The 19,165-nt window shown below is 57.1% G+C and carries 16 protein-coding genes; 12 read left to right on the plus strand and 4 right to left on the minus strand.

The window, feature by feature from the left end:
- The first annotated feature begins 1 nt into the window (after window position 1).
- From ACESNI_RS01705 to ACESNI_RS01715, 3 genes are read left to right on the plus strand one after another with little or no spacing between them, the layout of a single operon-like run.
- On the plus strand, window positions 2-1,174 hold the full coding sequence (locus ACESNI_RS01705; RefSeq protein WP_373084379.1) for an isovaleryl-CoA dehydrogenase: 1,173 nt from the start codon (window positions 2-4) through the stop codon (window positions 1,172-1,174).
- Between the two features lie 35 nt (window positions 1,175-1,209).
- On the plus strand, window positions 1,210-2,397 hold the full coding sequence (locus ACESNI_RS01710; RefSeq protein ID WP_373084382.1) for an acetyl-CoA C-acyltransferase: 1,188 nt from the start codon (window positions 1,210-1,212) through the stop codon (window positions 2,395-2,397).
- A gap of 36 nt (window positions 2,398-2,433) precedes the next feature.
- Entirely contained in the window at window positions 2,434-3,570 is a 1,137-nt protein-coding gene (locus ACESNI_RS01715) for an acyl-CoA dehydrogenase family protein (protein ID WP_373084385.1), read from the plus strand.
- Window positions 3,571-3,603: 33 nt separating this feature from the next.
- On the opposite strand, the gene ACESNI_RS01720 is transcribed toward ACESNI_RS01715, so the two are convergent.
- Window positions 3,604-4,386 (minus strand): SDR family NAD(P)-dependent oxidoreductase, encoded by a 783-nt coding sequence (locus ACESNI_RS01720; protein WP_373084387.1) that lies wholly within the window; start codon window positions 4,384-4,386, stop codon window positions 3,604-3,606.
- 145 nt (window positions 4,387-4,531) lie between these two features.
- Between ACESNI_RS01720 and ACESNI_RS01725 the strand changes: the two genes are divergently transcribed.
- The 5 genes from ACESNI_RS01725 to ACESNI_RS01745 are packed head-to-tail and all read left to right on the plus strand — an operon-like array spanning window position 4,532 to window position 10,371.
- Window positions 4,532-6,139, plus strand: coding sequence for a carboxyl transferase domain-containing protein (locus ACESNI_RS01725; protein WP_373084389.1), 1,608 nt, complete (start codon window positions 4,532-4,534; stop codon window positions 6,137-6,139).
- A gap of 10 nt (window positions 6,140-6,149) precedes the next feature.
- Complete coding sequence (locus tag ACESNI_RS01730) at window positions 6,150-6,944, plus strand: enoyl-CoA hydratase-related protein (protein ID WP_373084391.1); 795 nt, start codon at window positions 6,150-6,152, stop codon at window positions 6,942-6,944.
- A gap of 20 nt (window positions 6,945-6,964) precedes the next feature.
- Window positions 6,965-8,983 carry an acetyl-CoA carboxylase biotin carboxylase subunit gene (locus tag ACESNI_RS01735; protein ID WP_373084393.1) on the plus strand — a complete coding sequence of 673 codons (2,019 nt, stop codon included), beginning with the start codon at window positions 6,965-6,967 and terminating at the stop codon, window positions 8,981-8,983.
- Window positions 8,983-9,888 (plus strand): hydroxymethylglutaryl-CoA lyase, encoded by a 906-nt coding sequence (locus ACESNI_RS01740; protein WP_373084395.1) that lies wholly within the window; start codon window positions 8,983-8,985, stop codon window positions 9,886-9,888. The genes ACESNI_RS01735 and ACESNI_RS01740 overlap by 1 nt, the downstream gene beginning before the upstream one ends.
- Before the next feature lie 48 nt (window positions 9,889-9,936).
- Window positions 9,937-10,371 carry a DUF1489 family protein gene (locus ACESNI_RS01745; protein WP_373084397.1) on the plus strand — a complete coding sequence of 145 codons (435 nt, stop codon included), beginning with the start codon at window positions 9,937-9,939 and terminating at the stop codon, window positions 10,369-10,371.
- Window positions 10,372-10,386: 15 nt separating this feature from the next.
- On the opposite strand, the gene ACESNI_RS01750 is transcribed toward ACESNI_RS01745, so the two are convergent.
- Window positions 10,387-12,459: a molybdopterin-dependent oxidoreductase gene (locus tag ACESNI_RS01750; protein ID WP_373084399.1), complete on the minus strand. Its 2,073-nt coding sequence runs from the start codon at window positions 12,457-12,459 to the stop codon at window positions 10,387-10,389.
- 217 nt (window positions 12,460-12,676) lie between these two features.
- On the opposite strand from ACESNI_RS01750, the gene ACESNI_RS01755 reads away from it, so the two are divergent.
- From ACESNI_RS01755 to ACESNI_RS01770, 4 genes are read left to right on the plus strand one after another with little or no spacing between them, the layout of a single operon-like run.
- Window positions 12,677-13,414, plus strand: coding sequence for a lysophospholipid acyltransferase family protein (locus tag ACESNI_RS01755; RefSeq protein ID WP_373084401.1), 738 nt, complete (start codon window positions 12,677-12,679; stop codon window positions 13,412-13,414).
- Window positions 13,415-13,419: 5 nt separating this feature from the next.
- Entirely contained in the window at window positions 13,420-14,694 is a 1,275-nt protein-coding gene (locus tag ACESNI_RS01760) for a 3-deoxy-D-manno-octulosonic acid transferase (RefSeq protein WP_373084403.1), read from the plus strand.
- Window positions 14,681-15,676 carry a tetraacyldisaccharide 4'-kinase gene (lpxK, locus tag ACESNI_RS01765; protein ID WP_373084404.1) on the plus strand — a complete coding sequence of 332 codons (996 nt, stop codon included), beginning with the start codon at window positions 14,681-14,683 and terminating at the stop codon, window positions 15,674-15,676. Before ACESNI_RS01760 ends, lpxK begins: the two co-directional genes overlap by 14 nt.
- A complete protein-coding gene (locus tag ACESNI_RS01770; RefSeq protein ID WP_373084406.1) occupies window positions 15,669-16,538 on the plus strand; it encodes a lysophospholipid acyltransferase family protein in 870 nt (289 codons plus the stop codon). The genes lpxK and ACESNI_RS01770 overlap by 8 nt, the downstream gene beginning before the upstream one ends.
- Before the next feature lie 11 nt (window positions 16,539-16,549).
- On the opposite strand, the gene ACESNI_RS01775 is transcribed toward ACESNI_RS01770, so the two are convergent.
- Window positions 16,550-17,617, minus strand: a complete 1,068-nt coding sequence (locus ACESNI_RS01775; protein ID WP_373084408.1) for a Leu/Phe/Val dehydrogenase — start codon at window positions 17,615-17,617, stop codon at window positions 16,550-16,552.
- A 211-nt stretch (window positions 17,618-17,828) separates the two neighbouring features.
- The gene (locus tag ACESNI_RS01780) at window positions 17,829-18,938 is read right to left on the minus strand and encodes an NAD(P)/FAD-dependent oxidoreductase (RefSeq protein ID WP_373084410.1); all 1,110 of its coding nucleotides are present in this window, start codon (window positions 18,936-18,938) and stop codon (window positions 17,829-17,831) included.
- Window positions 18,939-19,165 lie beyond the last annotated feature (227 nt).

Here is a 19,165-nt window from a genome sequence, read left to right on the forward strand (position 1 = left end):
AATGTCAGCCATTCATTTTCCCAGCTTGAATTTCGGTCTTGGTGAAACCGCCGATATGCTGCGAGACACGGTCGCCAGCTTTGTCGCCGATGAACTCGCCCCGCGCGCGGCGGAGATTGATGAAACCAACGAGTTCCCCGCGGATATGTGGCAGAAGATGGGGGCCCTTGGCCTGCTCGGCATCACGGTGGACGAAGCCTATGGCGGCGCTGGTCTCGGCTATCTCGAGCATTGCGTGGCAGTTGAGGAAATCAGCCGCGCTTCGGCGTCGGTTGGCCTATCCTACGGCGCCCATTCCAATCTCTGCGTCAATCAGATACATCGTAATGGCACGGAAGAACAGAAGCAGAAATATCTTCCCAAACTGATTACCGGCGAACATGTTGGCGCGCTGGCCATGAGTGAGCCGGGCGCTGGCTCTGACGTTGTATCCATGCGTCTCAAGGCGGAGAAAAAGGGCGATCGCTATATCCTGAACGGCAACAAGTTCTGGATTACCAACGGTCCCGATGCAAATGTACTTGTAGTTTATGCTAAAACGGTGCCGGGCGCCGGTCCGCGCGGCATTACGGCCTTTCTCATCGAGAAGGGGTTTAAGGGATTTTCGACGGCGCAAAAACTCGACAAGCTCGGAATGCGCGGCTCCAACACCTGCGAGTTGGTGTTTGAGGACTGCGAGGTCCCGGAGGAGAATATTCTCGGGCCGCTCAATGAGGGTGTCCGGGTGCTGATGAGTGGCCTTGACTATGAACGGGTGGTCCTGTCCGCGGGCCCGCTTGGCATCATGCAAGCCTGCATGGACAGCGTCATTCCCTATATTCATGACCGCGAACAGTTCGGCCAGCCCATCGGTACTTTTCAGTTGATGCAGGGCAAGGTCGCCGATATGTATTCGACCATGAATGCCTGCAAGGCTTATGTCTATACGGTGGCGCGGGCGTGCGACCGAGGCGAGACGACCCGCAAGGATTCCGCCGGGGTCATTCTCTATGCCGCCGAAAAGGCGACTTGGATGGCCTTGGAGGCTATTCAGGCGCTTGGCGGTAACGGCTATATCAACGAATATCCCACGGGCCGCTTGCTCAGGGATGCAAAGCTTTATGAGATCGGCGCGGGCACCAGCGAGGTCCGCCGCATGCTGATCGGCCGTGAGCTTTTTAATGAAACAGCATAAGAAAAATAAATAACCAATTGAAAATGGAGAAAAAAATGAATGAAGATCCAGTAGTCATCGTCGGTATGGCGAGAACTCCCATGGGCGGATTCCAGGGCGACCTATCCGATGTGAAGGCCCCGAAACTCGGTGCCATTGCCATCCAGGCGGCCATGGCCCGCGCGGGCGTCACTGGCGAGGATATTGATGAAGTCATCATGGGCTGCGTGCTGCCCGCGGGCCTCGGTCAGGCCCCGGCGCGGCAGGCTTCCTTCGGGGCCGGCATTCCCGATTCCGTCGGCTGCACGACGGTCAACAAGATGTGCGGCTCCGGCATGCGTGCGGCCATGTATGCCTTTGATGCCATCAAGGCGGAAAGCAGCAATGTGATGGTCGCCGGTGGCTTCGAGAGCATGACCAATGCGCCCTATATCCTGCCGAAGATGCGTGCCGGGTTACGGCTCGGCCATGGCGAGGTGAAGGATCATATGTTCCTCGATGGCCTTGAAGACGCTTATGAGGAAGGCCGTCTGATGGGCAGCTTTGCCGAGGAGACGGCGGGCCTTTACCAGTTCACCCGTCAGGCGCAGGACGCCTACGCGATTGAATCGCTGGCGCGGGCCAAGAAGGCGACGGAAGACGGCAGCTTTGCCGCCGAAATCACGCCGGTGACCTACACGAGCCGGAAAGGCGAGGTCACCATCGACAAGGACGAGCAGCCGATGAAGGGCAATCCGGACAAGATCCCAACCCTGAAGCCCGCCTTCGCGAAAGACGGAACCGTCACGGCGGCAAACTCCTCATCGATCTCCGATGGCGGCGCGGCGCTGGTGCTGATGAAGGAAAGCGAAGCCAAGCGGCGCGGCCTGAAGCCGATTGCCAAATTCCTCGCCCATGCGACCCATGCCCGGAAACCTTCCGAATTTACCATGGCGCCGATCGATGCCATCCGGAAAGTCATGGACAAGGTTCATTGGACTAACGATGACGTTGACCTGTTTGAGATTAACGAGGCCTTTGCTGTTGTTGCCATGGCGGCGATGAAGGATCTCGGTCTCGATCACGCGAAAGTCAATGTTCATGGCGGTGCCTGTGCACTGGGGCACCCCGTCGGCGCCTCCGGGGCGCGGATCGTTGTAACGTTGCTGTCTGCCTTGCAGAAATACGGCAAAAAACGCGGTGTTGCGGCCCTTTGCATCGGCGGCGGTGAAGCGACGGCAATGGCGTTGGAACTTATGAACTGACGAGACGGGAATAACGGGCCGGACGGGGAGAAAATTATGATTTTATCTGAAGAGCAGACAATGATCCGCGATATGGCGCGGGACTTTGCTGCGAAGCGTCTGGCCCCCAATTCCGCCGCCTGGGAAGAGGCCGCGGCGATTCCGCCTGAGATTTTCGCTGAAATGGGGCAGCTTGGCTTGATGGGCATGACGGTGCCCGAAACCTACAGCGGCGCGGAAACGGACTTTGTTTCTTACGCCCTTGCCCTGATGGAAATTGCGGGCGGGGACGGCGCGGTTTCCACTGTCATGAGTGTCAATAACTCGCCTTGCTGCGCTGGGCTGCTGAAGCAAGGCAGCGAGGCGCAAAAGCAGGAATATCTCGTCCCTCTCGCCAAAGGTGAGAAGATCGGCGCGTTCTGCTTGACAGAACCGCAGGCTGGCTCCGATGCCTCCGCGCTTAAAACCCGGGCGCGGCGGGATGGCGATCATTTTATCATTAATGGTCTCAAGCAATTTATCACTTCCGGTCAGATCGGCGGCGTCGCGCTGGTCTTTGCCGTCACTGATCCAGACGCCGGCAAAAAGGGGATCAGCTGCTTTATCGTGCCGACCGACGCGGAGGGGTATCGCGTTGTTTCGGTCGAGAAAAAGCTCGGTCAGAAAGCGTCTGATACCTGTCAGGTCGCGTTCGAGGAAATGCGTGTTTCAGCTTCGGCCATGCTCGGCGCAGAAGGTGCAGGATATCGCATCGCCCTTGCTAACCTCGAAACCGGGCGTATCGGCATTGCCGCGCAGAGCGTTGGCATGGCAGGCGCGGCGCTTGCGCACGCCATTGAGTACGCGAAGGAACGCCATTCGTTTGGGAAAGCCATTATCGAGCATCAGGCCGTAGGCTTTCGTCTTGCCGATTTGGCAACGAAGCTGGAGGTTGCCCGCCAGATGGTGCTGCATGCCGCAACATTGAAGGATGCGGGGCTGCCATGCCTGACGGAAGCGAGCATGGCCAAGCTCTTTGCCTCCGAAATGGCTGAGGAAGTCTGCTCCGGTGCGATCCAGACCCTTGGCGGGAACGGGTATATCGCCGACTACCCGGTCGAGAAGATCTACCGGGATGTCCGGGTTTGCCAGATTTACGAAGGCACGTCGGACATTCAGAAGCTGGTCATCGCCCGCCATCTGGCGGCGGCGTAAAGAGTCCTGATGATGTCCGACATAACCCTGCCTCTAGAACAGGAAGTAGCCCCCGTCGATCAGGAAAGTATCGCCGGTGTGGTAGCTGCTGGCGTTCGACATGATATAGACGGCCTGACCACCGAAATCCTCCGGCTTGCCCCAGCGCCCTGCTGGAATGCGCGGCTTGACTGCGTCGGAAAATTTCTGCCAGTTCATGGCATTTTCCGTCATCGCCGTCTCGATCCAACCGGGCAAAATGGCGTTCGCCGTGATATCGTATTTAGCGAATTCGACGGCGAGAGCGCGGATCATCGAGATAACGCCGCCTTTTGTCGCCGCGTAATGCTCGTTCCGGGCCGCGCCGGAAATCGCCGCAAGGCTGGCGGTACCGACAAGCCGTCCGCCGGGATCACCGTTTTTGGCGCGTTCCACCATATGCCTGGTCGCTGCCTGCATTGTATAAAAGACGCCGTCCAGATTGACACCCAGAACCCGGTGCCATTCCGCATCGTCAATATCGAGGAAGGATTTCTTGCCCGAGCTGACGCCTGCGTTCGCAAAGCAGCCATCCACGCGGCCGAACTGCGAGAGCGTCTCGGCAAAGCAATCCTTAACCTCGCTTTCGTCGGAAACATTGCAGATCAGCGACGAGACGCGGGTACCATGGGTCTTGAGCTGCTCGACGGCGGCGGCGTTCTTGGTCTCGTTGGTGCCCCAGATGCAGACATCCGCGCCCGCCTGGGCGATCGCGTCCGCCATGCCAAGCCCAATTCCACCGTTTCCACCTGTAATGAGAGCGACCTTGCCGGTAAGGTCAAAAGCTTTATAGGCCATTCCTGGCTCCTTTTTTGTTTCTTGTCTGGAGCCAAATCCGTAACACACTGCCCGACATTCGCCAAGCAAACGATTGCGCAAAAGTTAATATCAGCAGGGGCTATCCTGCTGTATTTCCCGGCTGAGAAAAGGAAGCCAGCATAAAATGTCTGTACTTAAATCAAATCTGAATACCCGCAGCGACGACTTTAAGACCAATGCGACGCATATGACCTCGCTGGTGGAGGACCTGAAGGAGAAAGTTGCCCATATCAAGCAGGGCGGCGGCGAACGGGCGCGGGACAAGCATCTGTCGCGCGGCAAGCTCTTGCCGCGGGAGCGGGTGCGGAAATTACTCGATCCCGGCTCGCCGTTCCTTGAGTTCAGCCAGATGGCTGCCTGGGATATGTATGGCGGGGAGATCAATTCCGCCGGGATCATTACCGGGATCGGCCGGATCGAGGGGCGGGAATGCGTTGTTATCTGCAATGACGCGACGGTGAAGGGCGGCACCTATTATCCGCTGACCGTAAAAAAACATCTGCGCGCGCAGGAAGTGGCGCAACAGAATAACCTGCCCTGCATTTATCTTGTTGATTCCGGCGGGGCCAACCTACCGAATCAGCAGGACGTTTTCCCGGACCGCGACCATTTTGGCCGCAGCTTCTATAATCAAGCGAACATGTCGGCGCTCGGCATTCCGCAGATTGCCGTCGTCATGGGCTCCTGCACGGCGGGCGGTGCCTACGTTCCGGCGATGTGCGATGAAAGCATCATCGTCCGCAATCAGGGGACGATCTTCCTTGCCGGACCGCCGCTTGTGAAGGCGGCCACCGGCGAAATCGTTTCGGCCGAGGATCTCGGCGGGGCGGAGGTGCATTCGCGCACCTCGGGCGTCACCGACCATATGGCCGAAAACGACACCCATGCCCTGCAGATTGCGCGTGCGTGCGTGGCCTCATTCAACCGTCCGAAACCAATGCAACTTGAGGTCCGGGCACCGAAAGAGCCGCTGTATGATCCAAAGGAAATCTATGGTCTGATCCCGAAGGATAACCGCATACCGTTCGATGTGCGTGAGATCATTGCCCGTGTCGTCGACGGTTCCGAGTTCGACGAGTTCAAGAAGAATTACGGTACGACGCTGATCACCGGCTTTGCTCATCTACATGGCTATCCGGTCGGTATTATTGCCAACAACGGTATTCTTTTCTCGGAATCCTCGCTCAAAGGCGCGCATTTCATCGAGCTGTGCTGTCAGCGCAATATCCCGCTCATCTTCTTGCAAAATATCACCGGCTTCATGGTCGGGCAAAAATATGAAGCCGGCGGCATCGCGAAAGATGGCGCCAAGCTGGTAACGGCAGTTGCCACCGCGAAAGTGCCGAAATTCACGATGATCTTCGGTGGGTCGTTCGGGGCCGGCAATTACGGTATGGCGGGACGCGCCTATAGTCCGCGCCTGCTTTGGATGTGGCCGAATGCGCGGATTTCGGTGATGGGCGGTCCGCAGGCCGCCGCGGTTCTGGCGACGGTGAAACGCGACAGCATGGAAGGCCGCGGGGAAACCTGGAGCGCGGAAGAGGAAGCGGCGTTCAAGGCGCCGATTGAAGCACAATATGAAGTCGAAGGGCATCCGTATTTCGCGAGTGCCCGTGTCTGGGATGATGGCATTATTGATCCGGCGGAAACCCGCCGCGTCATCGCGCTTGGGGTGTCGGCATCGCTGAATGCCCCCATAGAACCAACAAAATTTGGCCTGTTCAGGATGTAGGAGAGAGTTTATGAGTGAAGAATCAGCTGTATTGCATTTTTCGACCGATGGCATTGCAACCATCACCCTCAACCGGCCCGAGGTGCATAACGCCTTCGATGAGGAACTGATTGAGCGGCTTGGTGATATGTTCGAGGATGTCGGCCGTCAGGACGGGGTCCGTGCCGTCGTCGTTGCCGCGGCGGGTAAGAGCTATTGCGCCGGTGCCGACCTCAACTGGATGAAGCGGGCGGCGCATTTCACCGAAGAGGATAACCGTGAAGACAGCCGCGTCCTTGGCCGGATGTTGAAAAACCTGCATGCCATCCCGAAGCCGACTATAGCACTGGTGCAGGGGGCGGCTTATGGCGGCGGCCTTGGATTGGTTGCGGCCTGTGACATTGCCATCGGGGTTAAGTCCGCAAAGTTCTGTCTCTCGGAAGTCAAGCTGGGACTGTTACCGGCAGTCATTTCGCCGTATGTCGTCGAGGCAATCGGCATTCGGGCCTGCCGCCGCTATTTCCTGACAGCCGAGGTGTTCGACGCCGAGGAAGCCCATCGGCTCGGCCTGTTGCATATGCTGGTTGAGGATGTGCATCATCTGGCTGAGGCGCGGGATGTCCTGCTTGATCAGATATCCAGGAATGCGCCGGGGGCCATGGCAGATTCAAAGGACCTGATTTACACGGTGGCCGACCGGCCGATAAATCAGGATGTTATTGACGAAACGGCTGCCCGCATAGCCGCCCGCCGTACAACTGACGAGGCAATCGAGGGCATTCAGGCTTTTCTCGATAAGCGCCGCCCCTCCTGGACCCTCAACTGATTGAAAGTGAGACCTCATCCGTGTTTAAAAAAATACTTATAGCGAACCGCGGCGAAATCGCCTGTCGGGTCATGGAAACGGCGGCGAAGCTCGGCATTAAAACCGTGGCGGTTTATTCCGAGGCGGATGCTGCGGCGCGCCATGTCGAAATGGCGGACGAGGCCGTTCTGATCGGCCCGGCGGAGGTGTCCGAAAGTTACCTGAAAGCCGACCTAATTCTGGAAGTGGCGCGCGAGACCGGGGCGGAGGCAATCCATCCGGGCTATGGGTTCCTGTCCGAAAATGCCGGATTTGCCGAGAAATGCGAAGCGGCGGGGATCGCCTTTATAGGCCCGCCCGCCGCAGCAATTCGGGCCATGGGATTGAAGGACGCGGCGAAGGCATTGATGGTCAAGGCGGGAGTTCCCGTGGTTCCCGGCTATCACGGTGAGGGCCAAGATCCTGACATGCTGGCGAAAGAGGCCGAAAAAATTGGCTATCCGGTTTTGATCAAGGCAGTTGCGGGCGGCGGCGGCAAGGGCATGCGCCGGGTCGATAGTGCCAAGGAATTTGCGGCTGCGCTTGCCTCCGCCATGCGCGAGGGACTATCGGCCTTCGGGGATGCGCGTGTCCTGATAGAGAAATATCTGACCAAGCCCCGCCATATTGAAATTCAGGTATTTGCCGATACCCACGGTAATGCGGTTTACCTGTTTGAGCGCGATTGCTCCCTGCAGCGTCGCCACCAGAAGGTGATCGAGGAGGCGCCGGCCCCGGATATGCCTCAGACCATGCGCGAGGCCATGGGCGCCGCGGCGGTTGCGGCAACGAAAGCCATTGGCTACGTCGGCGCCGGCACCATCGAATTTATTGCCGACGTGTCAGAAGGCCTGAAGGAAGATGCCTTTTATTTCATGGAGATGAACACCAGGCTTCAAGTCGAACATCCGGTGACGGAAATGATCACGGGACAGGATCTCGTGGACTGGCAGCTGACTGTTGCTGCCGGCGGGAAACTGCCGCTCACTCAGGAAGAACTGTCAATCTCCGGCCATGCTTTTGAGGTCCGTATTTATGCGGAGGATCCGGCGAACGACTTTCTGCCCGCGACAGGTCAGCTGCTGCGGTTGAGGCCGCCAAAATCGAGCGACAGTGTCCGTATAGATACTGGTGTGCGAGAGGGCGATGTGGTCACGCCTTTTTATGATCCGATGATTGCCAAATTGATTGTATGGGACGAAACCCGTCCGGCGGCGCTTCAGAAGTTGCGCACCGCCCTCAGCGACTATCAACTCGCCGGTGTCGCCAGTAATCTGGATTTCTTGGGAAAGATTGCTGCCCATCCGGCCTTCGCGGCCAAGGAGTTGGATACCGGCTTTATCGAGCGATTTAAGGACGATCTGATTCCGGGCGCGCCCGCGCCGACCGATCAGGATATTGCCCTTGCCGTTCTTTATATCCTGCTGGAGCGGGATCAAGCCCATCATGACTCGCGCAAAAATACCAGCGATCCTTATTCGCCTTGGGACAGCATGACGGCGTGGCGGCTCAACGACATCGGCCATGATGACTTTACGTTCAAAATCAATGACGAAGACGTTACCATTCATGCGATATTCGAGGATAGGGGCGTCCGCTTGATGCTCCCCTCCGGCCCTGGTGTCGCGACAGCTGAACGCAGCGAGGACGGTGGTCTGCGCGCAACGCTGTCGGGGCATAAGCTCTCTGCGGGCGTCACTGTCAGCGGATCGAAGGTGACGGTCATGACGGCTGGGCGACAGACTGAGCTCTTCTGGGTCATTGATGATTTCGATGGCACGGGAGAGGATAGCGGCGGCGGAGCGATCACGGCCCCCATGCCAGGAAAAATCATCCAGATTTTCACGCAAACGGGGGCGACTGTGTCCAAGGGCGACGCGCTTATCGTGCTGGAAGCGATGAAAATGGAACATACATTGACGGCCTCGTCAGATGGCATCGTCGCCGATATATTCCATGAAGTCGGGGATCAGGTGGATGAAGGGACTCTTCTTGTGCGGATGGAGAGTGAAGAGGAATAATGGCTTATCCAAGGAAAGTACGTATTTTTGAAGTCGGCGCGCGCGACGGTCTGCAGAATGAAAAGCAGATGGTCCCGGCCGACATCAAGGTGGAACTGATTGAGCGGCTGGTGGAGGCGGGCGTTACGGCGATTGAAACCGGCAGCTTCGTCTCGCCGAAATGGGTGCCGCAGATGGCGGATACTGCCGATGTCATGGCGAGAGTGACCCGCTATGACGGGGTCACCTATGCGGTGCTGACGCCGAACGCCAGAGGGTATGAGGGGGCAGTCGCCTCCGGCGCGGATGAGATCGAGATTTTCAGTGCCGCCTCGGAAATCTTTAACCAGAAGAATATCAACTGCTCCATCGCCGAGAGTCTTGAACGGTTCATTCCGGTAACGGAGGCGGCGAAACGTGATGGCATTCCCTATCGGGCAAGTGTATCCTGCGCGCTCGGGAGTCCGTTTGAGGAGGAGATAGCGCCCGCAGCTGTCGCCGATGTCGCCAAAAAGCTCTATGACATGGGCGCATATGAAATCTCCCTCGCCGATACCATTGGCGTTGGCACGCCGATCCGCACCCAGCGCGTGATCGAGGCGGTGGCGAAGGTAATTCCGCTTGAGGTAATCGGTGTGCATTTTCATGACACCTACGGACAGGCGCTTGCCAATTACCATGCGGCGCTGGAGATGGGAATTTCTAAGCTCGACAGCTCTGTCGCCGGGCTTGGTGGTTGTCCCTACGCGCCCGGTGCGACCGGCAATGTCGCGACGGAAGATGTCGTCTATATGCTGGATGGCATGGGGATAGAGAGCGGGATCAATCTTACGAGACTCGTCAAGACCGCTTGGTTTATTTCTGACTATCTCGGCCGTGCCCCGGTCTCAAGTGTCGCAAGGGCGCTTAAGGAAAAACTCAATTAATCCAGCTTCACTGGACAAGTGCGGTGGATTAGGAGTATTTTGCGGGGTATGTCAGTACATCTTCTTATTGTTAGCGTCGGCAGTTCATCTGTCGAGCAATTGCGCTCCAGCCAATCACGTCGGCTGATTGCCGGTCCGTTGTGTCATGTGACGAAGCAGCGTCCAAAACGGGAAGCCGAACTTCTTGAGGGTGGGTCCGTTTACTGGATCATTAAAGGCCATATCGCTGTGCGTCAGAAAGTGACCTCGCTGGAACGGCTGTTCGATCATGAGGGCGAGAAATGCGGCATTATGCTTGACTCTGAACTGGTCGAAACGGAACTCTTCTCCCGGGGGCCGCATCAGGGCTGGCGCTATCTGGAGGACGATGATGCCCCGCGTGATCTGCGCGACCTGGTCACGGAAGCAAATGACGATGACGAAAGCGAGGGCGATCTTTCCGAGGAGATGGCGGCGGAGCTTCGCTCTCTCGGATTACTATGATTGCGGGCGAGGCTGCTAACCGGCCTCGGTTTTAATCCAGACTGCGGTGTCATGAAAAACGGCACCGCCATTGGGTTTGCCAGCATCGGCGCTGATCAGCAAGTTGATGCCGATCTTTTCGATAAAGAATTTTCCGGGCCAAACACCTTCGACAATGACAGTTCCCGGCTGTACGCCGTTGAATATCTCCACATGGATGGCGAGTGAGCCCAGTCGGTTACCGAGCCGGACAATCGCCCCTTCTTCAGTCCCGATGGCGTCGGCGTCGCTCTTGCAGATTTTGACTGTTGGCCGTTTCTCCTGCTTGCGCGAGGAGGGGGTTTCCGTAAAGCTGGAATTGAGGAAGTTTCGTGCCGGCGCAGTCACCATTCGGTAGGGATGTTCCGCGTCGGCCGTGTCGATGATTTCCCAGTGATCAGGAAGGGTTGGCATGCCAGCAAAATCCGGCCCGATCCGTGACCAGTCCGGGGTGAAATGAAATTTTCCGTCGGAATGGGCAAAACCGTTCAGATAATGCGCTTTCTCGTACGGAATCTGGCAGTCATGCCACTTGCTCGCCGTCAGGTTCTTGGCATCGGGCCAGCCGGATACCTTAAGCGTTTCATCAATCATTTCCATCGCCGTCATCTCAAACCCGCGATGCTCTGCCCCCAGCCGTTTGGCCAGCGCAGAAATAACATCGTGATTGGAGCGGCATTCCCCAAGAGGTTCAATGATTTTTGCGCCCATCATGATGTGGTTCTGGCCGCCGCCCTGATAGAAGTCGTCATGCTCGACAAAGGTCGTGGCGGGCAGGACGATGTCGGCCATCCGCGCAGTTTCAGTCATAAACTGTTCATGCACGCAGGTGAACAGGTCCTCGCGCGCAAACCCCGCATGAACCTTGCCGAGTTCTGGTGCGACATCCATCGGATTCATATTCTGGATAAAAAGTGCTGTTACTGGCGGGCCATCGCCGATGTCCCTTTTATCGCCCGTCAGGACCGGTCCGATCCGGGACATGTCAAGCTGCCGGACGGAGCGGTCTCTCGCATCCAGCCCTTCAATCAGCGTCTTGTTCCAATGAAAAATGCCGCCATTATTGTGAAAGGCGCCGCCGCCCTCATATTGCCAGGAGCCTGTGACCGCCGCGAGGCAACTTGCCGCATGCATATTGACCGACCCGTTACGGCTGCGCGAAAAGCCATACCCAAGCCGGAGAAAGGACTTTTTCGTCTGGCCGTAAAGACGGGCGAAGGCATATATCTCCTCGACGGTCAGACCGGTGATGGCCGATGCCCATTCGGGGGTGCGGGTCTTGAGATGGGCTTCAAGTTCGGCGGCGCCCTTGGTATATTTCTCCATATAGGCGCGATCCGCCATATTTTCCGCAAACAGAATATGCATAACCGCGCAGGCAAGCGCCCCGTCGGTGCCGGGTCGGACCATCAGATGAATATCGGCGGCAAGGGCGGTGGCATTGCGATAGGGATCGACAACGACGATTTTCGCACCTCTTTCCTTGCGGGCGCGGGTTGCATGGGTCATGACATTGACCTGCGTATGGACCGCGTTGGTGCCCCAGATGATGACAAGATCGGATTTCGCCATCTCCCGTGGATCGGTGCCGCGCAGGGCACCTGTGCCGACCATCCAGCCTCCCCACGCTAATGTTGTGCAGATGGTGGAATGCTGTCCGGAATATTTCTTGACGTGCCGGAGCCGGTTGATGCCGTCCCGCTGCACCAGTCCCATAGTTCCTGCGTAATAATAGGGCCAGATAGTCTCGGCGCCATATTCGGTTTCGCGCTTCAGGAATTCCGTCGCAACTTCATCGAGGGCTTCATCCCACGAAATCTGCTCCCATTGTCCCGCGCCCTTTGGGCCGACGCGGCGGAGGGGATGCATTAGGCGGTCAGGATGGTGGGTGCGTTCCGCATAGCGCGCGACCTTGGCGCAGATGACCCCGGCGGTGTAGCTGTTGTCCTTGGCGCCCCGGACCCGGCCAATGCGGTTTCCATCCAGCCGTTCAATCTCCAGCGCACAGGTTGACGGGCAGTCATGCGGGCAAGCGGAGGCCAGAATTTCGGGAACGAGAGTTGAGGACATGATTATCCGACCTTTCTAAATAACGGGTTGCCGGACAGGCGTATTCACATTAGCAAAGGGTAGTGATTTATAGACTGTCCCGCAATTGCAGAATGTAAATAAAGACCAAATCCTGCCAATGTGATACAGGCATCACAGGGTTTTTGCCAATTGCGCTGGAATTTGCGGGTGGGGCAGGATATATCGGGCGGGGAAATTGCCGGGGAAACACAGATACTTGCAGGCTATAAAGAAAATATTGAAAAGTGACGGCGCGAAAGCTGTGATCAGCTATTTGGCGGCTGGCTATATCTGGCTTGTCTATCGCAGCAGCCGCTGGCAGGTCATCAATGGCACGGCCCCTCATAGCTTGATGGCGGAGGGAAAACCATTCATCCTAGCGTTTTGGCATGGGCGCCTTCTGATGATGCCGATTTCCGTGAAACGTAAAACCCCCGTCAATGTCATGATCTCTCACCATGGTGATGGTGAGATCATTGCCCGCACCATAAAACACTGGGGTCAGGAAAGTATTCGCGGCTCGGCCACCAAAGGCGCCCAGGCGGCAATCAAGCAAATGCTGAAAGCCCTCAAACGCGGGGAGGTGGCGGTGATTACACCGGACGGTCCCCGGGGCCCCCGCATGCGGGCGCAAGAAGGGGTTGTGCGATTGGCCGCGATGTCGGCGCTGCCGGTGTTCCCGGTCAGCTATTCGACGACACGCGGAAAGTTGCTCGGGAGTTGGGACAGGTTTTTCGTCGCGGCGCCGTTCAGCCGTGGCGTGGTGACATGGGGTGATGCGATTCATGTCCCAAGGCGCGACGAGGACGGCGCATTCGAGCGGGCTCGCCTGCAAATAGAGGATAGCCTGACAACGATCACGCGCACCGCCGATGATACCTGCGGCCGCGAGACTGTCGAGCCGGAAAGCCGGGACAAGGTGGTCAAGCCGCACAAGAAAGCCGCGGGCGCCTGATGTTCATGGCGCTTTATAACGGCCTGCTCTTTGCCGCATCGCCGCTTATTCGCTGTCATATGGACGGACGTCTCGCTCGGGGCAAGGAAGATGCAGCACGTATCGGTGAACGATACGGAACGGCGTCATTGTCCCGGCCCGAGGGCGAGCTTGTCTGGATCCATGCGGCGTCGGTCGGGGAGGCGGTGTCGGCGCTTACTCTCGTTGACAGGTTGATTGCTGGATCGCCCGCCCGGCATATTCTTGTGACCACTGGCACCCGCACGTCGGCGAATATTATGCAGGCCCGCCTGCCAGCAGCGGCCTGCCACCAGTTTATCCCCATCGACAGGAAACTGGCGGTGGTCCGGTTTCTAGATCACTGGCGACCGGATATAGCAATCTGGATGGAATCGGAAATCTGGCCGAACCTGATTACTGAGACATCTGCCCGGCGCATTCCGATGATGATGGTGAATGCCCGCATTGCCGAGAAATCCTATAATCTCTGGCGAAAATCCCTCGGCTTTTCCCGGCAGCTTCTGGGCCGGTTTGACTATTGCACAGCGCAGTCGGAAGCCTCGGCACAGCGATTGCGCGCGCTTGGCGCGGATCCGGTCGAGTATCTGGGGAACCTGAAATTTTCCGCTGATCCGCTTCCTGTGGATGCGCAAGTGCTGGCCGGAATGGAACAACAGATGGCGGGGCGGCCTCTCTGGCTCGCGGCCAGCACCCACGATGGAGAAGAGGCGGTTGTTGCTGACGCGCATGCGCGGTTGCAGCAGACCTTCCCGGACTTGCTGACGATTATCGTCCCGCGCCACCCCGACAGGGGCAATGAGGTGGCCGCTATGCTGGCGGTGCGGGGGCTTGACGTGGCAACACGGTCGCGGGGCGACGTGATCACGGCCAAGACCGAGATATATCTGGCGGATACCATCGGGGAACTTGGGCTTTTTTATCGCCTGGCAAGAATTGTCTGTGTCGGAGGGTCGTTCGCCGACAAGGGTGGGCAGAACCCGATTGAGGCCGCACGCCTTGGTTGTGTCATTCTGCATGGCCCGCATATGGAAAATTTCGCTGACGTGATTACCGCCTTTGAGGAAAACGCGGCAACCGAGGAGGTGGCGGATGCGGTGGAACTCGCCAGAGCCGTCTCGACATATTTTGCCGATGATCCGAGGGCGGAGCTTATGGTCAACAATGCCGCCGCCGTCGTGACGCGAGGTCAGGAAACGCTGGATAAAACTGTGGCCCGGATAGAAGGCTTTCTGAACGGGGGTGGACGTGAAAACGCCTGATTTTTGGCGCGCCGGAACCAAGAGCCTGATGCCGCTGTGGCTCACGCCGTTTAGCTGGCTGTATCGGGGTCTGGGACAGTTACGGTCGTTCACTTCGACATCGTCCGTTGCGGTGCCGATCATCTGCGTTGGCAATGTTGTCGCGGGCGGGGCCGGGAAAACCCCCGTCGCCGTCGCCCTTGCTGAGTTTTTCAAGGCGGAAGGGAAGATCCCGCATTTTCTATCGCGTGGATATGGGGGCAAGATGAAGGGCCCGGTCCGGGTGGTGCTAGATGTCCACAGCTTTTCCGATGTTGGGGATGAAGCGCTGATCCTTGCCGCTGTCACGCCGACATGGGTCTCGAGCGACCGGGTAAAAGGCGCCGCCGCGGCCGCCAACGCCGGAGCCGACGTGATCATCATGGATGACGGGTTCCAGAACCCAAGCCTGCATAAGGATTTGTCCCTGCTGGTCCTTGATGCCCGTTACGGGGTCGGCAATGGCCGTCTTCTGCCTGCCGGACCGCTTCGGGAAAGTTTAGCGGATGGTCTCGCCCGGGCTGACGCTGTCGTCATGGTGGGCGATCGCGGAAACAATGCAGCGGTAATTCCTGATAATTTTTATAAACCGGTTTTTAAGGCAAAATTGGTTCCGACGGCGATCGATGATGCCATCACGGATGAAGAGGTGGTAGCCTTCGCCGGCATCGGCCGTCCGGAGAAGTTTTTCGACAGCCTTCTCGACGTCGGATGTAACCTGATAAAATGCTTTAGCTATGCTGACCATCATGTTTATACTCAACAGGAAATTATGGAGATGGTCGAATTGGCGGCGGGCCGGGGCGCGACCCTTGTTACCACCCGAAAGGACTATGTCAGGCTTCCTGTTGAGGCAAAAATGATGGTGACTGTGTTTGACGTTGAGCTGAATTTTGAAGCCCCTCGGGAGTTGCAGCGGCTTCTGCGGAGCGCAGTGGCGACGAAGGATCAACGCCGTGAATAAGCCGTCCTTGAAATATCGCCTGGAATGGATCGCCGTGCGGATCGTTTTCGGGGTTTTTCGGAGTCTCGGATTGGAACGGGCGTCCCGCTTCGGTGGCTGGCTCTCCCGGAAAATCGGCCCTCGCCTGAGCGTACATAAGCTTGCCCGGGAGAATATGACGCGGGCTCTTCCGGCGCTCGGTGCCGATAAGATCGAGAAAACCCTGCTGCACATGTGGGACAATCTTGGCCGTAATGTTGGTGAACTTCCGTACAATAAAAGCATGATGGATGACCCAGCGCGGGTGGAGCTTGTCGGCAGCGAACATCTGGATGCCTATCTTGCCAGCGGCAAGGCTGCATTTTTTGTAACCGCGCATTATGGTCCTTGGGAATTGGTGGCCATCGTCGGGCGATATGCGAAACCGAAAGCGACCGGTATCTATCGCGCGGCAAATAACCCGCTGGTCGAGACCTTTTTCCAAGAGTTGCGTGCCGATCCGGATTATCGGTTTCATCCGAAGGGCAAGGAAGGTGCGCGGGCCATCCTAAAAGGCGTCCGTCAAGGCGGTGCCATTGTGCTGCTGAATGACCAGAAGCTGAACGCCGGCGTGCCGGTTCCGTTCTTTGGCCGGGAGGCAATGACGGCGCCAGCGGTTGCCGAAATTGCCTGTAAAATGGACATTCCGATCTATCCCATGCGAACGGAACGGCTGGAGACGGGAAAGTTGAGGCTGACGATTTACCCCGCGATTGAAACCCCCAAAACCGGGGACCGCCCCGCCGATGTCTATGCGCTGCTAAAGGCCATCAATGAAACCTATGAGCGCTGGATCACCGAGCGCCCGGATCACTGGTTCTGGGTGCACAACCGCTGGCCGTAAGGTCGAGTTTTCTAGCTGGCGAGTGCCAGGTACTTCCGTTCCGCCTTGACCTTCTGCAACCGCTCAAGAGCAATTTTGTCGGCAATTTGAGCGGTAGAGGTATCTTCCCGGGCGGCGCGTTCAAAAATGTTGGTGGCGGTTTTGTAGATCCCGGCAACCTGATCCATTGCGATTTTCCGGTCGAAATCCGGGCCTTCATGGCTGATCACGATAATGCCCCCCGCGTTGATACAGTAATCCGGAGCATACAGAATGCCGCGCGACTTTAAGACATCTGCATGACGATCTTCCGCCAACTGGTTATTGGCAGAGCCCGCAATTATTCTTGCCGTCAGGCGGGAAATTGTCTCATCGTTGAGTATGGCACCAAGGGCACAAGGCGCAAATACGTCCGCGCCAGCATCATAAATCTCGTCAACCGCCACTGCTCCTGCGCCAAATTCCCGAATGGCGCGGGTGACGGCGTTTGGATCGATATCGGCGACGACAAGACGGGCGCCGGCTTCTTTCAGGTAGCGGCAAAGCTCGAAGCCAACATGGCCGAGACCCTGCACCGCCACTTTCAGTCCGGACAGGTCATCTTTTTTCAGGCGGAAATGGACGGCGGCCTTCAGGCCATTAAACACGCCCCAAGCTGTCGCGGGAGAGGGGTCGCCACATTTCCCTTCGCTGATACCGGCAATATGGGATGTCATCTTTCGCGCCATTTCAAGGTCGGCAACGCTCGTGCCGACATCTTCGGCGGCAATATAGGTGCCGTTCAGCCGCTCAACCGCACATCCAAAGGCCTTGAACAGCTTTTCTGATTTGTCTTTTTGCGCATCGCCGATGATAACGGATTTACCGCCGCCAAGATTAACGCCTGCGAGTGATGATTTGTAGGTCATGCCACGGGACAGCCGAAGAACATCGGTAATTGCGTCTTCCTCACTTTTATAGTCCCACATACGGGTTCCGCCGAGAGCCGGGCCAAGGGTCGTATCATGAACCGCGATAATCGCTTTCAGGCCAGACACTTCATCCCGAAAAAACAGGACCGCTTCGTGATTATCAAATTCCTTGGCTGTGAATACCGACATAAAATACCTTCAATTTATTCATTCTATATTCCTTATATTTCGCTGCGTCGGGCGGAAATCAACACAATTCTGGGAGGAAAATGAAGTTCGCAGCTTCCTTGCGTTAAGTGGGCGGGGATGAGTAAAAAATGTCGGCTCGGTGGCAGTATGTGTAATAAAATATCGAACCCGAACTGAGGATAAACGCGGATTGAGGGTGCATAGCCCTGATTCAGAGGCGATCAGTTCGTTTCAAACGGTCAGTTACGACGCTACCGATCTTCAGGCTTGACGTCAGACCGGGGCTCTCGATGCCAAACAGGTTGATTAGGCCCGGCAGGCTATGGACGCCCTCATCATCAATGACAAAATCAGCAGCGGCGCCGGTCGGTGATTGCAGTTTCGGCCGTATTCCGGCATAGGCCGGGATCAGGCACTCATCCGGGAGTGCCGGAAAGTACCGCCGGATGGCGTCATAAAAATCGTCAGACCGGGACGGGTCAACATTGTAGTCAATCGTCTCGATCCATTCCTGATCGGGCCCGAATCGAATCTGTCCCGCCATATCCAGCCCGACATGAATGCCGAGGCTTGCCGTGTTCGGAACCGGGTAGATCAGTCGCGAAAAGGGCGCCGCCGCGGTCATGGTGAAATAACTGCCCTTGGTCAGGTACCTCCGCGGAATATGACCCGGGGCGAGCCCTTGGATTTGCGCGGCAATGGTTTGGGCATGGAGGCCGCCTGAATTTATAAGGTTCCGGCAGGTTAGCGTCATTCCCTGTGCGGTGACAATAAACCCGTACTTGTCCGGCCGCGCTGATTGAAAGGGAGCGTTAAAAGCAATCGTCCCGCTGCCATCCTCAATTTCGCCGATGTAGGCGAGCATTAACTGGTGGCTATCAATTATACCGGTGGAGGGAGAAAGGAGCGCGGCCTGGCACATGAGAGACGGTTCGAGGACGAGAGCTTCTTTCTGGTTCAGGAAGGTGAGGTCATTGACATTGTTTCGCGTGGCCTTTTCCCAGAGCTCCTCCAATGTCGGGATTTCTGCCTCCGACGTTGCCACAATCAACTTTCCGCAGGCGCGGTGGGGGATATTATGACTTCTGCAATAGTCATACAACATGCGCCGACCTTCAACGCAGTATCGGGCTTTCAGGCTGTCTTTGGGATAGTAAATACCGGCATGAATCACCTCGCTGTTGCGCGACGAGGTTTCGCTGCCGAAATGTCCGGCCTGTTCCAGAACAAGCACGTCACGTCCCGCCGCCGCCAAGGCGCGCGCGATGGCAAGGCCAATAACCCCAGCACCGATAACAACATTTTCCACATCAACGGACATAGACTGTTGCTAGCAGGTTTTTTTAAAACAACAAAGGGTGTTTGTTCTGTGGATTTGTCCCTTTCGAATGGGCGGGAATATGGTAACCTCGTATGGATCGGAAGTTTATCCATCCTTGTAAACGATTCTTAAATTTGCTCAGATTATGATGCTTGTCATCACATAGGGGCTGGTTTAGCTACAGCTGGGCCTGATATCGTGATATATCAATTGCGACGATGAGAATT

Origin of the sequence: Sneathiella sp., from assembly GCF_041689005.1 — a bacterium.
Classification (GTDB): Bacteria; Pseudomonadota; Alphaproteobacteria; order Sneathiellales; family Sneathiellaceae; genus Sneathiella.

Bases quoted from the DNA above. Each gene is read 5' to 3' on its own strand.
- ACESNI_RS01705 (WP_373084379.1), top strand. From the start codon at position 2: ATGTCAGCCATTCATTTTCCCAGCTTGAATTTCGGTCTTGGTGAAACC.
- ACESNI_RS01710 (WP_373084382.1), top strand. From the start codon at position 1,210: ATGAATGAAGATCCAGTAGTCATCGTCGGTATGGCGAGAACTCCCATG.
- ACESNI_RS01715 (WP_373084385.1), top strand. From the start codon at position 2,434: ATGATTTTATCTGAAGAGCAGACAATGATCCGCGATATGGCGCGGGAC.
- ACESNI_RS01720 (WP_373084387.1), bottom strand. From the start codon at position 4,386: ATGGCCTATAAAGCTTTTGACCTTACCGGCAAGGTCGCTCTCATTACA.
- ACESNI_RS01725 (WP_373084389.1), top strand. From the start codon at position 4,532: ATGTCTGTACTTAAATCAAATCTGAATACCCGCAGCGACGACTTTAAG.
- ACESNI_RS01730 (WP_373084391.1), top strand. From the start codon at position 6,150: ATGAGTGAAGAATCAGCTGTATTGCATTTTTCGACCGATGGCATTGCA.
- ACESNI_RS01740 (WP_373084395.1), top strand. From the start codon at position 8,983: ATGGCTTATCCAAGGAAAGTACGTATTTTTGAAGTCGGCGCGCGCGAC.
- ACESNI_RS01745 (WP_373084397.1), top strand. From the start codon at position 9,937: ATGTCAGTACATCTTCTTATTGTTAGCGTCGGCAGTTCATCTGTCGAG.
- ACESNI_RS01750 (WP_373084399.1), bottom strand. From the start codon at position 12,459: ATGTCCTCAACTCTCGTTCCCGAAATTCTGGCCTCCGCTTGCCCGCAT.
- ACESNI_RS01760 (WP_373084403.1), top strand. From the start codon at position 13,420: ATGGCGCTTTATAACGGCCTGCTCTTTGCCGCATCGCCGCTTATTCGC.
- ACESNI_RS01775 (WP_373084408.1), bottom strand. From the start codon at position 17,617: ATGTCGGTATTCACAGCCAAGGAATTTGATAATCACGAAGCGGTCCTG.
- ACESNI_RS01780 (WP_373084410.1), bottom strand. From the start codon at position 18,938: ATGTCCGTTGATGTGGAAAATGTTGTTATCGGTGCTGGGGTTATTGGC.